The sequence below is a fragment of the Helicobacter cinaedi CCUG 18818 = ATCC BAA-847 genome, from assembly GCF_000155475.1.
Lineage (GTDB): Bacteria > Campylobacterota > Campylobacteria > Campylobacterales > Helicobacteraceae > Helicobacter_C > Helicobacter_C cinaedi.
The window spans coordinates 831,846-846,434 of the sequence record NZ_DS990391.1 but is presented as its reverse complement, the minus strand read 5'-3'; the positions used below and the strand labels follow the sequence as shown (position 1 = coordinate 846,434).

The following is a 14,589-nucleotide window of genomic DNA, read 5'->3' as shown; positions in this document are numbered from 1 at the left end:
GAGACTAGAAGCTCAATCAAATGGGAGTGAAATAATACATACTTAAAGCTTAAGGGGGGCTTAAATGAGTAAAGATTCTATGAAGCACGGCAAAAAATAGAATCTAATGCGTATAAATCTCCTGATATGCTGATTTAAAACGCTTATGAAACCAAAACCAATCCTGCGGTTTAGCCCTTATCGCCTTTTCAATCGCGTCAGCCTGTGCCTGTGTCGCTTCCAAAATATTCTGTGTGCTATCCTCACTTTTTTTACAATAAATAGGCGGATAGAATCTCGCCTCAAAAGATTTGTAGTTTTCTTTAATCTCTATCATCACCGGCACTATCCCTACATTAAAACGCCTTGAGAGCACCGAAGCAATGGTCGTATGCGTTGCCTTTTTGCCAAAAAACTCAACCCACACACCCTCACTCGCGGATATATTTTGATCCACCAAGATTCCAGCCAAGGCATTTTCTGCCCCATAAAGCTTTAGCAAATGTTTAAACGCACCTTTTTTATCAATAAACTTGACATTTTGCATTTCACGCCGCTGAATAATAAGCTCATTAATCGCACTAAACTGCGTTAAACGCCCCAAAGACGCCATATTACACCAATGATAACGCGGCGGCAATACACTTGCCATAGCCTCCCAATACCCATAATGTGCAGAAATCAGCACCGCCCCCTTATCTTTTTCCAAAGTCTGTAAAATATGCTCTTCATCAACGAATCTAAATCGCTTTGTATGCTTGTCTAACGGGATAAAAGGCACTCGTATCGTTTCAAGCAGTACGAAAGCAAAGTTTTTATAGCAAGTCTGAATCAAAGCTTTTTTATCCACTTCACTCATCTGCTCCCCATACACAAAATCCAAATTCGCCCTTGCGTCCTTATACCTGCGTCTATCCACAGCTCTCATTATAAACGCCAACGCCACAATATGCCATACAAAAAACCAATGTGGAATCTTGCTAAGATAAAAGCCCAAGCAACTCACAATAGCTTTTAATATTTTTGTAAAAAACTTCATATATCTCTCTCACAAGCCACACTATGCTGTCTTTGTAAAATCGTATCAATCTCTCCCACAATCGCACGAGGAGCAATCTTTGCAATAGAAAAATCATTCTTTTGATAGCGTGGATTCTCACTCCCACTTAAAAAGACATTTTGCTCCCCCACAAGAGCAAAACGCGAAGCAGGAGTATTGCCATAAAGTGTTACTGATGGTTTTTGCATAGCCCACGCCAAATGCGTAATGCCAGTATCTCCACCCACCACAACACTCACTTTTTGTATTAATGCCTTTATCTCACTCATACTTAAACGCGGTAAAAGCACAACATCTTTACTTTCAAAACAAGCTTTAATCTCTCGTGCCTTATCCGTGCTATACCACAGCAAAAGCACCTGAATCTGCGATTGAGATAAAAGTATTGCGGTCATTTCAACAAATAAATCCACCGGATAGCTTTTAGATTCTAAAGATGATTCAAGCACAAGTAGCACCAAATGCTTTTTGCTATCAATCCCGCATTCTTGCATTATTGTAGCCACTTGCTCTTTTGCCTTATTATTTAGACTAAATGCCTCTTTTCTCCTTGTATATACACGCTCTAGATTCACATCATCAAGCCCCAAAGCCTCACGGACAAGCACAAAATTCCGCTCTAAAATATGATTTTCATAAGGAATCCTTACTTTTTTCTTATAAAACAAACTTGCCGCCCTCTCTTTGATAGAATCCTTATCAAATCCCCAAAACTCGTCATATTTAAGGAATCTCCCACATACAGCTGATTTAATAAGCCCCTGCATATCTACAACCTTATCATAATAAGGCAGAGCTTTTAGCCGATTAATAATCTTAGGAATCGCTCCTATTCCACCTTTTTTTAAATCTATCCTAACAAGCCTATCCACACAAGGGCTATCCTGCAACACTTCCGCAAAGACATTATCCACAATCCAAGTAATCTCTACTTCCTGCCCCAACTTCTCTTGGAGTTTCTCTCGCACAAAGGGCAACACACAAGCCCCCACAATCACATCTCCTAACGAACTTAACCGAATGATTGCTACCCTAAGCCCCACATCACACCTTGATAAACTCAATCTGCAAAGGTTCAGGCTTATGAAGCTTAGCTATATTCTCTCTAGCCAAATACAAATCCGCACTTGTATAGATTCTTAGAATCTTAGACTTCACATACTCATAGCGTATCTGCAAATTCCCTTCACTCCTGCAAAGCGTTTCTGCTAAGGCTAACATAAAGCTTAGCCATTGCAAACTTAAAAGCTTAGGCATAAAATCGCTGATATGTTCTATACTCCCATCTTGTGGAATTTTCTTACCACTATATTCTACAAGCAAACAGATACTTAAACGCTCTGTATGTGAAAACCCATACTCCAAGGCATTAAGCAACATATATGAGCCGTGCAGTTCAGCATTATAAAAATTTAAAATCCGCCCAACACTTGATAAGTATGACGCAATATTTAAAAGCTTCTTACATTGCTCATCAAGCTTATGCAGGGGAAATAGGGCATCAAAAATTTTTAAAGATTCTCTTCTTGTCATCTCCGCATAAGTCTTATCCAGCATAAATCTATCTTCAATCGCACTAATGGAGGGATTAAAAGCTTTTGGGAAAGTATTTTTATGTCCGCGTAATAAATCGCTCAAATACACGCCCTCACGCACCCCAACACCGCTTGTAACAATCTGCTTTGCCCCAAAGTGAGCCAAAAACATTTGCAAAATAAGGCAACCACTGCGGATATTATCAATCCTATCTTGTGGTACTCCCATAGATTCTAGTTTGTCCTCACTTGCTTGAGAAATCTTTTCAAAAAACTTAAGATTCTGTGCGACATCTACTTCATAGCCGTGAAGCTCGGCAATAGGATATTTCTTATATTTCATAATCATCTTTGACAAAGCGCGTATCGTCCCACCAACGCCAAAAATGCGATTATGCTTAAAATGTGATGGCACACTTTTTAACTGCTCTTGGATAAATCTCCTTGCCCCTTCAATATTATTTTTCTTATCAAAAAACAGCTCTTTTAGTCGAATCGTGCCAATATCAAGTGAGATTAAATCTATAATTTTACCATTTCTAATAAACGCACACTCCGTGCTTCCACCGCCTATATCCATTGTTATACCATCTTTATAATGCAAAAGATTAGCACAGGCTATACCACCATACAGGGCTTCTTTCTTGCCATCAATGACTTTTACAGACAAGCCACATTCTTTTTTTACCCTATCTACAAATATCTTTGAATTAGGTGCATCACGCAAGGCAGAAGTCGCCACACAAAACACTTTCCTTGCCTTGTGTGCTTTTGAAATTTGAGCAAACTCCTTCAGTGCTAATACCGCCCTATTCATCGGCACTTCGCCTAAAACACCTCTAGATTCATAGCAGCCCTCTGAAATTCTCACCTTAGACTTAATCTCATAAATAAGATGAAAAGCAAAGCGAGAAGTCTTACGAAAAATCGCCATACGCACAGAGTTTGAGCCAATATCTATAACGGAGGTAATTTTTGCCATTATTCCCCTTTTTGTAGGGTTTCAAACTTATATCGTAGCTCCTCCATCGTCTCCATATTATCAGGATCTGGCACAATCGCATCAACGGGACAAACAGACAAGCAACTTGGCTCATCATAGCTTCCCACGCATTCTGTGCATACATCAGGGTCTATACTATAAATGGGATCGCCCTCTTCAATCGCTCCATTTGGACATTCTTCAGCACACGCATCACAAGCAATACATTCATTGTTTATCATTAAAGCCATCTTACCGCTCCCAAACTATTTTTACAAATAAAAAACTTAGCCTTTTAGCTGAATCTTCTTTAAAAAGAGCTAAAATCCGCCCCACTATCTAGAATCTGCACATCTACGCCGTAATCATTGTGGTGATTTGTAGCAATGATTTGGGAATTTGGCACAAGTGATAAAAGTGCCTCAAAAGAATCTTTATGTATAAATAACATACTTGCCCCACTAAAAATCGCCCTTTTTAGCTCATCTTTATCACACACTTCAACAAAAGGCTCTAAATTTAACCGCCTAGCAAATTGTAGCAACTCACTTAAAGTCTTAGCCGAATGCAACCCACAAGGGATAAGCAGACTATCCGCCCCAAACAACGCCGATTCTAGAATCTGATACGAATCTACAAACAAATCCGCGTGGATAATAGGCAGAGTGCTATGACGGCGGAGCAAAGAGATAGATTCTAATACCATACCCAAAGTGCTAGAATCCACTTTAGAATCTACACAATCCCCACTCACACAAGGCATATATTGCATTCTTAAATCAAGCAAAAACATATCTCCACCACTCTTATGTTTGCCATTTCTAACGCCATTTTGCTCCGCTCCACTTGCCATTTCCAAAAACCCAACCTCATCAAAATCACCCTGAATCTCAAATCTCATAGCATTTTTAGGTGGATTTGCCCTTGCACGAGCGAAAAATTCCCGCTCAAATCTTGGCAGAAAAGGGCTGTATGCTAATGTCCTGCCCAAAGTCTCAAAGTCAATCACGCTCTTGCGTTTAGCTAAATGTGCTTGAAGATTGCGTTTGCATTTTTCTGTAAAAATAACGCTTGATTGTAAAAAATTAGATTCTATGCTCTTCACTTTTGCTCCCCACATCTTAAAGATAAGCCTATGAAAAATGCCGATTTTAGCATATTCCACATTTAAAAACACTTGCTACAATCCCAACTTTCATTTTCTTAAACACATCACACAAAGGACATTACACGATGAATGATTCCGCTTTAATTATGCTTACAAGTGCGTGGAGCAATAAGATTCCAAGCGAGGCAGCCTTTATGCTTCAAGGGAGATTAGAAAAAATCCCTGAAGATAAAATTCAAGCTCTTAGCTTTATCCCGTTAAAAGACCCTATAATCGGGCTTATTTTGGGGCTTTTCTTTGGTGCTCTTGGTGTAGATAGATTCTACAAAGGCGATATTGGACTTGGTATCTTAAAGTTCCTATCCATTTTTATTTTTATCGGCTTTTTTTGGGCATTGGCAGATTTATATTTTGTATGGCAAGGGATTAAAAAAGATAATCTCAATAAAATCAACCAACAGCTTATGATTCTAGGCGTGTAGCTTAGAATCTTTAGACTCAATGTCTTTAAACCTTTGCTTTATTTAGATTCTAGAATCCCACGCTTTTACATCACAACATTGTCATTTTGAGCATTACGAAGAAGGCGAAAAATCTTTTTTAGATTCTAAGGTGTGCGGATAAACGCGGTAAGCAAAAAACTAGCAAATGAAAATAAAGTTGTAGATACTTCGCTCTCAAAGGCTCAGTATGACAATTTGGAGAATCTAGATTCTCAATTTTCCCATTTCTCCTTTTTTCCGCATTGTTACTTGCGGATTTTTATTTCAAGTATTTTTTGCTTTTTTTGATCATTGTGAATCCGTTTTTTTTTTTTTCAGCAGACATTAAGCTGGGGGGGGGGGCATAATGCAAATTTTTGTGCCTAAACCTGCATTCTTAAGTGTAAATTAAGTTTGCTTGAGCGTGGGTATAAAAAGTGGTGGATTCTTAAGCTTTATTGTTTGGAGTAAGAATCTAAAGTGGCGGTGGGAAGTTGCGATAATTTCCTTGAAATTTTGTAAATGGTAAATGAGGGGTTCTAATGGATTCAAATATGTTGCTTATGAGTTTGCAAGACAAGCTTCCAAACGACCAAATGAAGCTTCACGCACTCAAAGAGAGATTGGACAAAATGGACGAGCAAGGACGATAAGACTTTTTGCTTAAAACAAATACGCTTGGACTTTGTAATCCTAAAATGGTATTTTGGGTGGGAGCTTTTTTGCTGGGTTTCTTTGGTATAGCGTGGCTTATGCTGAAAAATATGCCACTATTTATCGCAAAACTTAGCGTATGGGCTTTATGGATACTTTTATGGATTATAGCTGCGGCAACAGATTCTGCTGTGGTGGCTGGTTTTTCACTTGTGCCACAGATTATTGTATATGTGTGGTTTGTGGTAGATTTATTTATCGTTGGCAAGAGAGCACGCGAATTTAACTACCAAAAAATAATGCAATCTTTGATATAAAAGGAATCTTGTATGAATAATCAAACAGCGATGTTTCTATCGCAATGGAATGATTCTATCCCTGAAGGCAGTGGATTAACGCTTCAATCTCGCCTTGAAAAACTTGATGAAAGTAAAGTTTCTTCACTTGCGATGGTTAGTCTTAAAAGTCCTATTATTGGGCTTACTTTGGGGCTATGTTTAGGTGGATTTGGAGCGGATAGATTCTACAAAGGCGATATTGGTTTAGGCATACTCAAGCTTATTACTTTTGGTGGCTTGGGGATTTGGGCGATTATTGATTGGTTTATGGTGTGGAAAGGCATAAAGCAAGATAATCTTAACAAAATCTCACAGCAATTAATGATGCTTGGCGTATAGTGGCACAGAGTGCTTGAAATATTAAAATAACAAAGGAGAAAAAATGAAAAAGTTAGGTGTATTTGTAATGAGTGTTGTGGTTGCAGGAATGCTAAATGGTTGTTTTGACTCTACCCCATCGTGTGATGATAAGGTTATAACACAGCATCTTAATGATGTATTGACAGAATTGTATAAGAATATTGCTACATTCAGTCTTTCAGAATACAAAACAGAGCGTGTAGATGATAATGCAAAAAAGGTAACTTGTCAGGCAAAAATCAGCATAACCGCCTTTGGGCAAACTAATACTGATATTTTAAGATATACAGCTCAAAACACAGGTAAAGACATTGAAGTAGAAATACTAGATAACTAATGTTCCACAATAAGATTGCAATTATGCAATCTTATCCACTCAGCATATTTAATAACTTTTCTTATAATTGCAGTTTTTGTAGGATTCAACTTTCAAATCTATTAAAAGCTCTATTTCACCTCAAAAGGACAAAAATGTTCTCCGCTTTTATACGCAAACTTCAAGGCTTTTTAGAATCTACTTCTTGGAGTGTTTTTATCACAAGTGTGATTCTCATTAACTCCGCGTGTTTGGGACTAGAGACGATTAAGTTTATCCATAAACATTTTGGAGAGATTCTTAGCATTATTGATTATATATGTCTTGGGATTTTTGTTATGGAGTTGGGATTGCGGATTTTAGCTTTTAGGCTAAAGTTTTTTATCGGCAAGGATTGGGGTTGGAATTGGTTTGATTTTATCATCATAGCAGTAAGTCTCTTTGCCGTGGGCGGACTAGCGGTGCTTAGGGCATTTAGGGTGATTAGAATCTTCCGCCTACTTTCTGTCATTCCCACTATGCGTTTAGTTTCTGCGGCAATGCTTCACACAATCCCCTCAATGATAAGCATAATGGTGCTTTTAATCATCTTTTACTGCATTTATGGGTGCTGTGTGTCAATCTCTTTGGAGAGGCGTTCCCGCAGTGGTTTGGAGATTTGGGCGATAGCTTTTATACGCTCTTTCAAATTATGACTTTAGAATCTTGGTCTATGGGGATTGTGCGTCCTATTATGGAAGTGTATCCTTGGGCGTGGGCGGTGTTTGTGAGCTTTATTTGCATTGCAAGCTTTATCGTGCTCAATCTCATTGTAGGTGTTGTGGTAGAAAGCATAGCCGAGATGAAGCAAATGCGTGAAGAAAACACTAAAGATTCTAAATCCAACGCAGAATCTACAAGCAAGGGTTAGCTCACAATGTCAATACAATCTGCGATTATTGGCTATGGGTATTGGGGGCGGAATGTCGCTAGGGCTTTGCATAATAGCACAGAGTTTGCCCTGCATACCATTTATGATGAAGATAAAGCCGCACAGACAAAAGCACAAGAAGATTATAACATTACGCCCTATGTCAGCTATGAGGCGATTTTAGCAGATTCTAAGATTCAAGCCATCTTTATCATCACTCCGCCGCAAACGCACTTTGCCCTAGCAGAATCTGCGTTAAAACATCACAAACACACCTTTGTAGAAAAGCCCCTAACTACGCAATACACACAAGCTCAAACTCTCTACGCTCTAGCTAAAAAGCAAGATAAGATTCTTTATTGCGATCATATTTTCCTGCATTCTCCGGCGGTGCAGTATCTCAAAGAGCAAATAAAAAGCTTTGGTGAGATTGTCTATATCAACGCAAGGCGGATAAATCTAGGGCTATTTCAAAGTAATGTAGATGTGATTTGGGATTTAGCTATCCACGATTTAAGCATTATTGATTACCTTGTGGGGCTGCATATCAAGGAGGTTTCTACCTTTAAGACACGCTATTTAGACTATCCTAATGACGCTTTGGCTAATATCAATCTACGATTAGAATCTGGCATTATCATAACCCTTAGTGTATCGTGGCTAAGTCCCATTAAGGTGCGTGAGATGATTATCGGTGGGAGTAAAAAGACTGCCATCTATGATGAGACAAAGAAAGATAAAATCGCCCTTTTTGACACAGGCGTTGTGATTAAAGATACTTTTGATACAAATAGCCTTTATCAAAAAATGGTGGAATATAAGCTAGGCGAACAGCTAACGCCCACTCTGCCAAACACAATGGCACTTGATAATTCCATTGCCTACTTTGCTTCACTTATTCTTGGCGATAATCTTAGACAATCTCAATGCGATGAGGGGCATATTTTACGCGTGATCAAAGCTATTGAGATAATCCAAGATTCACATACACAATCATAGTCCTTACACACTCTATTGTGTCATTCACAAACTTATTTTGCTAATAAGGCAAAAACAGATTTTTTCCACCCGATAACGCTTTTATAGGTTTGCATTTCACGCGATTTTATTTTAGTCAGCTTAAGGGTGTGCCTTAAGCGTAAAGCTACCGCCACTTTTCTTATAGTTTGCCACAACTACGCTGATATGAAATCTTGGAGTAACAAAATAGACAAAGGCGGATTCTACTCCACCACGCTAAAGCTAAGCTCTAAAATCTCTTTATGCGATTTAATGTAAGCATTTAGCTCATCTAGCTTTAAGTCCTTAATCTGATCCAGCTCCCGCTTGTGATAATCCAAAGGCAAATCCCTAAAGTAGTTTAAAAACTTCGCATTTAAGCGTTGAGATAAGCTCTCTTCACGCAATGGCTCACTCCCTAGCAGAAACGCCTTAGCCGCATTTAGCTCCTCTTCACTCACGCCATTATTTACAAACTCTTCTATCACTTCTTTGACAACCCTTATCGCCTCATCTTTATTCTCAAGCTTTGTTTGCAAATAGCCACTTGTATATTCCGCTGCACCGCCGACATTTACACGCATATACGCCGAGTAGGCTAAGCCCCGCTTCACACGCACTTCCTCCATCATACGCGAGCCAAAGCCACTACCGCCTAGGATAAAGCTCATAACCCTTGCCATATAATTTTTAGTTTTGTCCGCATTATCAAAGCGTGAGCCAAAATATACAAATGCTTGTTGCGTTGGCTTTTTAGAGCTTATATTTTTAGGCGTTTGAATAGCTTCAAATGAAAGCTTCTCTTTAGATTCTCCCACAGGCAGAGTGCTTAGGGCTTTTATCAAAGTAGTCTTAAACTCATTCTCTTGTAAATCCCCACCAGCCACGATGATAAGCCTTTTTAGCACGAGATTGCGTTGTAAAAACTGCTCCACATCTTGCAAACTTACAGATTCTACACTCTGCTTATCCCCAAGCAGTGGGGTTGCCATAGCTGTGCCTTCGAATAGAATCTTATAGAGATTCTTTTCAGCAATGCTATCAAAATCATCTTCTTGTTGGGCGAGTTTATTAAGGGTTAGCGTTTTAACTTTAGATAGAGCTTCTTGTGTAAGATTTGGCTGTTTTAAAAGCTCATTAAGTAGCGTAAAACTCTCATTTTGAAACTCTTTCAAATAAGAAAGCTCAAGATTCAAAGTCTGCAATCCCACACTCGCATATAAGCTAATAGCTTTGCTCTCTAGCCTTTTAGCAAACTCCACACTGCCTAAATCTTTTGTGCCTTCATTTAGAATCTTAGCACTTAAATTCCCTAGCCCAGCCTTAGCCCCATCGGCACTGCCACCGATAAACACAAGCTGCACACTCCCCACAGGCAGATTCTTACTTTGCTCAAAAAGCAATGGCACTGCCACGCCATTTATCTCTACACTCTGTATTTTTGTCTCCGCATTCATACTGCCTCCTACTAAAGCCATAAAAAATAATATACAAAAAAGCCCTGAGCGTAGCCCACGAGCCTTAAATCTTAGCGTTGTTTCTAACTTTGATTCTAATATCCGCTTTAGCATTTGCATTGCCCTAAGCATCAATACCGCTCCAAAATCTCATAAGCCGTGTTGCGTTTAGCAGGATTTTCGCCTATATCTTTAATCAAAGCTATCATCTCTTGTGCATTCATAGAGTTACACACACCAGCGGAAGATACGACATTTTCTTCCATCATTGTGCTACCCAAATCATTTGCCCCAAAGAGCAAAGCTAACTGCCCGATATGTGAGCCTTGCGTAACCCAGCTACTTTGGATATTCATAAAATTATCAAGGTAGATTCTGCTACACGCTAAAAGTCGCAAATAGCGGTTTGATGAAGCTTTTTGCAGGTTTGGAAACTCCTTTTGCAAAGGCGTATTATTAGGCTGAAAGCTCCACGTAATAAATGCCCTAAAGCCTTGAAACTCATCTTGTAAAGAGCGGATACAATCCCAATGTGCCACAATATCTTCATCATCTTCCACACTGCCAAACATCATCGTAGCTGTGCTTTTCATACCGATTTTATGTGCTTCTCTATGCACTTCAAGCCATTCTTTTGTATCAAGCTTTTTTGGTGCGATAATATCTCGCACTCTATCACTTAGAATCTCAGCCCCTGCCCCCGGAATAGAGCTAAGTCCAGCATTTTGTAGCCTTTTTAACACTTCGGGGATAGAGAGTTTAGAGATTTTAGCAATGTAGTTTATCTCAATGGCAGAAAATCCGTGAATGGTAATCATAGGATATTTTTTAGCGATATGCCCCACAAGCTCTTCATAATACTCAATCTTAAGCTTAGGATGCACACCCCCTTGGAATAGAATCTGCGTCCCGCCAATCTCTAAAAGCTCATCAATTTTCTTATCAATCTCTTCAAAACTCAAAATATACACACCCTCTTCGCCCAGCCGCCGCTTAAACGCACAAAACTTACAATCCACCCAGCAAATATTTGTGTAATTAATATTTCTATCAACAACAAAAGTTGTAGTCTTACTTGGGTGAAGCCTAGCCTTAATCGCACTTGCCATCACTCCTAGCTCCCGCAAATCCCCATAACGCATAAGATCTAGAATCTCGCTATTACTCACGCGTTTATTTGTGCTTTGTGTATTTGCCGCTTGAGCTGTCATTTGCTATCCTTTCTTGTAAAATTAGAATCTTAGAATCTTGTCCCCATCGTAAATTCAAAGGTTGAAGTCCTATCTCCGGGCTGTGGATTAATGGGGCGTGGGAATACAAGCACAATAGGACCCATAGGGCTTATCCACTCAACCGAAAGTCCCCACGAAGCACGGATTGTCTCATTAAAACTACTCACGCCTATCATACCATAATCCGCAAAAAGTGCTAAACGCATTTGTGCTTTTTCCAAAATTCCATAGCTAAGCTCCGCAGAATGCGTCATCATATAATTCCCCCCGATACGAATCTGACCCGATGGATCTCGCGGGGTAAGAGAGCTTATTTGATACCCTCTCACGCTCGAAATACCCCCCATATAGAATTTTGAAGTAATCGGCACATAGCCTTGCTCAAAAATCGCTCCCACTTGGGTTTTATATCGTGCGATTAAATCAACTCCAAAAAGTGATTTAAGATGATAATACAATGCCATTCTTCCATAAAGCTTGGTATATTTTTCATCTCCGCCAAGTCCGGCATATTCCACATAGGCTGAGATAATCGCACCATTTTTAGGGAAATAGTAGTCATCAGTATTGTCAAAATACAAGCTTGGGCTAATGGCTAACTTTAACGGATTATCCATTGTTAAATATTGTTTATACAGCCCCTCTAGCTTTGAATCATAAAAGTCCAAAACGCGTGTGGTAGAAATCGTATAGCCCAAAGAAGCACGAAGCGTATTTGTCAGCAATCGCCCACTTGTGATAGAAGTTCCAGTTGTCTGCTCCCTATAATCCCAATTCCAATACAGCGAGTGAAACCCACTCAAAGATGCACTATATTTAGAATCTAGCACACGCGGATTGCTTAAAGTAAGATTCACAAGTTGGCGGCGATAGCTCCAATCCGCATAGAGCTGCCCACTTTGCCCCGTGCCAAAGAGATTTCTCTCTCTAATAGAAGCATTCACCATAAGCTTGTCATAGCTCCCATAGCCTAGACCAAACATTAGCTCACCTGTGCGAGTTTCCTCCACATCTACAAGCAAATCCATAGAATCTTCGCTCACACGCCGCTCTTCAATCTTTACCTTACCAAAATACCCAAGCCTTTTGAGTGCATTTTCAGATTCTTTCAAATCTGTAAGCTTGTAGGTATCGCCCGGAGCCAAAAGCAACTCTCGGCGTATGATTCTATCTGCGGTGCGAGAGTTGCCAGAGATAATGACATCGTGAATCTTAACCTTCTGTCCCACTTGTATAAGATACACAACTTTAACTTCTGCATTATCTTGATCTTTATCTAAATCCGGATTCACACGAGCAAAAGCATAGCCCAAATCGGCTATCTTTTGACGGATACTCTCTACATCAGCCCGAACATCTTCTATATTAAAATACTCGCCCTTCTTAATCTTAAGCCCTTTTCTTAGCTCGGATTCTTCAATCACAGGCATGTGTAGAATGATTTTAATCCCAGAAACCTTATACCGCCCCCCTTCTTTTATCTTGTAATATAAATTCGCACTATAATCGCTAAAGTTTGCATCTACAAAGGCTTGAGACACACTCGCATCTAAATAACCCTTACGCATATACGCATCTTGCACCCTAGCCCCATCATACTCTAAATCAGCAAGTTTCAGCTTCCCATCATTGCGTCCCCACATCCAGCCCATAAACTGCCTTGCTCTATTGGCACTTAGCTCTTCTAAATCTTTAACTTTGAGCTTCTCTCGCCCATCATAAGTGGCATTTTTGATAATAATATTTTCCCCTTGATTGACATTAAAAGTAATGGCATACGCCCCATCATTGCCCACTTCTTTTATTTCAGATTCTACTACCGTGCCATAATAACCCTGATATTCTAAAATCGTTTTTATTACAAGCTTTGCACGATTGAGCTTTATCTCATCATAACTATCGCCCTTTTTGATACCAAGCTGCGAATATAAAGTCTCTTTTTCCTGCTCACTCCCATAGCCTTTAATCTCCACACTTGCCACTTTTGGCTTTTGCTTAAAATAAAAACTCAATACTCCACGCTCAAAATCCGCATAAATATCTTCAAAATACCCTTGTGCATAGAGATTACGCACAGCTTTATCAACCTTTTCAACACTCAAAGTATCGCCAACTTTAATACCTATAATCTCATCGGCAAGCACATTTGAAATTGAGCTTAATCCCTCATATCTAATTTGATTAATCTCCTTTGAAAAAGCGACATTGCACAATAAAAGAGCAATAACACAGCAAAGTTTTTTCATATATTCCTTTTCCTCATAACAAAAGCGTGATTATAATAAAAAATCCTAACAAGCCCACAATAAGCGAGAAATCACAAAAATTTTTGCAAAGTATTGGCATTTGCCATAAAAGATTCTAATCCTGTAAAATCATCATTTTCTAGCAACTCTCGTGCTTTGTCAAACTCCGCTTGAAAGTGTGCCATAGCTTCAAGCACATTATGTTTGTTTTGCTTAAAGACATCTTTCCACATCAATGGAGAGCTTTTAGAGATTCTACTCATTGAGCGAAAGCCCCCACCAACAAGGGCGAGAATGGTTTGGGGATTTTCTTGTGCGAGTGTGGCATTTGCCAAAGCATAGCTTATGATATGAGGCATATGCGAGATAAGGGCGATATGCTTATCGTGGGATCTTGAATCCATTTTTAGAATCTTCATTCCAAGAGCAATGAAAATATCTTTTGCCAACTCCGCTTGGTACGCCCCACTTTGCTCTAAATCTGTCAAAATCACAATGGCATTTTCATATAACTCGCCAAATGCTGCCTTTGGTCCAAAAAACTCCGTCCCACACATAGGGTGTGCGCCCACAAAGTGAATCCTAAGCCATTGTGGCAAAGACTGCAATATCTTTACCTTTGCTCCACCTACATCAATAAGCGTAGTCTTTGGGTTTAGCTCTCCCTCTTTTAGCTCCGCCATTAAGGCAATAATCCCATCAACCGGCACACATAAAAACACCACATCACATTGCCAAATCTCTTTGAGTTCCACACACTCATCAACAAGCCCAAGATTCAACGCTTGTTGCGAATGCAAGGGGTTTTTATCATAGCCAATAATGCGTGTGATATGCTTATTTTGAATCTGCCCTACTTTTTTTAATGCTAGTCCCATAGAGCCACCCATTAGCCCAAGCCCGATAATGCCTATTTTCATTCCTTGCCCTT

The 14,589-nt window shown here is 39.5% G+C and carries 16 protein-coding genes; 7 read left to right on the top strand and 9 right to left on the bottom strand.

Features of this window, described 5'->3' with window-relative positions; translation table 11 throughout:
• Positions 1-103: 103 nt before the first annotated feature.
• The 5 genes from HCCG_RS04305 to HCCG_RS04285 are packed head-to-tail and all read right to left on the bottom strand — an operon-like array spanning position 104 to position 4,733.
• The gene (locus tag HCCG_RS04305; RefSeq protein ID WP_002956213.1) at positions 104-1,018 is read right to left on the bottom strand and encodes a lipid A biosynthesis lauroyl acyltransferase; all 915 of its coding nucleotides are present in this window, start codon (positions 1,016-1,018) and stop codon (positions 104-106) included.
• Entirely contained in the window at positions 1,015-2,082 is a 1,068-nt protein-coding gene (waaC, locus tag HCCG_RS04300; RefSeq protein ID WP_002956212.1) for a lipopolysaccharide heptosyltransferase I, read from the bottom strand. Before waaC ends, HCCG_RS04305 begins: the two co-directional genes overlap by 4 nt.
• Position 2,083: 1 nt before the next feature.
• The gene (locus HCCG_RS04295) at positions 2,084-3,556 is read right to left on the bottom strand and encodes a Ppx/GppA phosphatase family protein (protein WP_002956211.1); all 1,473 of its coding nucleotides are present in this window, start codon (positions 3,554-3,556) and stop codon (positions 2,084-2,086) included.
• Entirely contained in the window at positions 3,556-3,807 is a 252-nt protein-coding gene (locus HCCG_RS04290) for a YfhL family 4Fe-4S dicluster ferredoxin (protein WP_002956210.1), read from the bottom strand. The genes HCCG_RS04295 and HCCG_RS04290 overlap by 1 nt, the downstream gene beginning before the upstream one ends.
• Positions 3,808-3,866: 59 nt before the next feature.
• Complete coding sequence (locus HCCG_RS04285; protein ID WP_230197878.1) at positions 3,867-4,733, bottom strand: beta/alpha barrel domain-containing protein; 867 nt, start codon at positions 4,731-4,733, stop codon at positions 3,867-3,869.
• A 56-nt stretch (positions 4,734-4,789) separates the two neighbouring features.
• On the opposite strand from HCCG_RS04285, the gene HCCG_RS04280 reads away from it, so the two are divergent.
• The 7 genes from HCCG_RS04280 to HCCG_RS04250 all read left to right on the top strand — a co-directional run bounded on the left by HCCG_RS04280 (position 4,790) and on the right by HCCG_RS04250 (position 8,723).
• Positions 4,790-5,146, top strand: a complete 357-nt coding sequence (locus HCCG_RS04280) for an NINE protein (RefSeq protein WP_002956208.1) — start codon at positions 4,790-4,792, stop codon at positions 5,144-5,146.
• A 659-nt stretch (positions 5,147-5,805) separates the two neighbouring features.
• The gene (locus HCCG_RS04275; protein WP_230197865.1) at positions 5,806-6,117 is read left to right on the top strand and encodes a hypothetical protein; all 312 of its coding nucleotides are present in this window, start codon (positions 5,806-5,808) and stop codon (positions 6,115-6,117) included.
• A gap of 12 nt (positions 6,118-6,129) precedes the next feature.
• Positions 6,130-6,477 carry a TM2 domain-containing protein gene (locus HCCG_RS04270; RefSeq protein WP_002956205.1) on the top strand — a complete coding sequence of 116 codons (348 nt, stop codon included), beginning with the start codon at positions 6,130-6,132 and terminating at the stop codon, positions 6,475-6,477.
• Between the two features lie 43 nt (positions 6,478-6,520).
• Positions 6,521-6,835 (top strand): hypothetical protein, encoded by a 315-nt coding sequence (locus HCCG_RS04265; RefSeq protein ID WP_002956204.1) that lies wholly within the window; start codon positions 6,521-6,523, stop codon positions 6,833-6,835.
• 134 nt (positions 6,836-6,969) lie between these two features.
• On the top strand, positions 6,970-7,509 hold the full coding sequence (locus HCCG_RS04260) for an ion transporter (RefSeq protein WP_002956203.1): 540 nt from the start codon (positions 6,970-6,972) through the stop codon (positions 7,507-7,509).
• A complete protein-coding gene (locus HCCG_RS12820; protein ID WP_133246282.1) occupies positions 7,473-7,724 on the top strand; it encodes an ion transporter in 252 nt (83 codons plus the stop codon). Before HCCG_RS04260 ends, HCCG_RS12820 begins: the two co-directional genes overlap by 37 nt.
• A 6-nt stretch (positions 7,725-7,730) precedes the next feature.
• Positions 7,731-8,723 (top strand): Gfo/Idh/MocA family protein, encoded by a 993-nt coding sequence (locus tag HCCG_RS04250; protein ID WP_014666243.1) that lies wholly within the window; start codon positions 7,731-7,733, stop codon positions 8,721-8,723.
• Between the two features lie 224 nt (positions 8,724-8,947).
• On the opposite strand, the gene HCCG_RS04245 is transcribed toward HCCG_RS04250, so the two are convergent.
• The 4 genes from HCCG_RS04245 to HCCG_RS04230 form a co-directional block, all read right to left on the bottom strand.
• Complete coding sequence (locus HCCG_RS04245; protein WP_015453212.1) at positions 8,948-10,180, bottom strand: M16 family metallopeptidase; 1,233 nt, start codon at positions 10,178-10,180, stop codon at positions 8,948-8,950.
• A 131-nt stretch (positions 10,181-10,311) separates the two neighbouring features.
• On the bottom strand, positions 10,312-11,391 hold the full coding sequence (locus HCCG_RS04240; protein WP_002956200.1) for a dehypoxanthine futalosine cyclase: 1,080 nt from the start codon (positions 11,389-11,391) through the stop codon (positions 10,312-10,314).
• A 29-nt stretch (positions 11,392-11,420) separates the two neighbouring features.
• Positions 11,421-13,658, bottom strand: a complete 2,238-nt coding sequence (gene bamA, locus HCCG_RS04235) for an outer membrane protein assembly factor BamA (protein WP_002956199.1) — start codon at positions 13,656-13,658, stop codon at positions 11,421-11,423.
• 71 nt (positions 13,659-13,729) lie between these two features.
• Entirely contained in the window at positions 13,730-14,578 is an 849-nt protein-coding gene (locus HCCG_RS04230; RefSeq protein ID WP_015453211.1) for a prephenate dehydrogenase, read from the bottom strand.
• Between the last annotated feature and the right edge of the window lie 11 nt (positions 14,579-14,589).

What these genes read in the sequence shown, in the direction of transcription:
- HCCG_RS04305 (WP_002956213.1), bottom strand. Translation starts at nt 1,018, where the DNA reads ATGAAGTTTTTTACAAAAATATTAAAAGCTATTGTGAGTTGCTTGGGC.
- HCCG_RS04295 (WP_002956211.1), bottom strand. Translation starts at nt 3,556, where the DNA reads ATGGCAAAAATTACCTCCGTTATAGATATTGGCTCAAACTCTGTGCGT.
- HCCG_RS04290 (WP_002956210.1), bottom strand. Translation starts at nt 3,807, where the DNA reads ATGGCTTTAATGATAAACAATGAATGTATTGCTTGTGATGCGTGTGCT.
- HCCG_RS04280 (WP_002956208.1), top strand. Translation starts at nt 4,790, where the DNA reads ATGAATGATTCCGCTTTAATTATGCTTACAAGTGCGTGGAGCAATAAG.
- HCCG_RS04270 (WP_002956205.1), top strand. Translation starts at nt 6,130, where the DNA reads ATGAATAATCAAACAGCGATGTTTCTATCGCAATGGAATGATTCTATC.
- HCCG_RS04265 (WP_002956204.1), top strand. Translation starts at nt 6,521, where the DNA reads ATGAAAAAGTTAGGTGTATTTGTAATGAGTGTTGTGGTTGCAGGAATG.
- HCCG_RS04260 (WP_002956203.1), top strand. Translation starts at nt 6,970, where the DNA reads ATGTTCTCCGCTTTTATACGCAAACTTCAAGGCTTTTTAGAATCTACT.
- HCCG_RS04250 (WP_014666243.1), top strand. Translation starts at nt 7,731, where the DNA reads ATGTCAATACAATCTGCGATTATTGGCTATGGGTATTGGGGGCGGAAT.
- HCCG_RS04245 (WP_015453212.1), bottom strand. Translation starts at nt 10,180, where the DNA reads ATGAATGCGGAGACAAAAATACAGAGTGTAGAGATAAATGGCGTGGCA.
- HCCG_RS04240 (WP_002956200.1), bottom strand. Translation starts at nt 11,391, where the DNA reads ATGACAGCTCAAGCGGCAAATACACAAAGCACAAATAAACGCGTGAGT.
- bamA (WP_002956199.1), bottom strand. Translation starts at nt 13,658, where the DNA reads ATGAAAAAACTTTGCTGTGTTATTGCTCTTTTATTGTGCAATGTCGCT.
- HCCG_RS04230 (WP_015453211.1), bottom strand. Translation starts at nt 14,578, where the DNA reads ATGAAAATAGGCATTATCGGGCTTGGGCTAATGGGTGGCTCTATGGGA.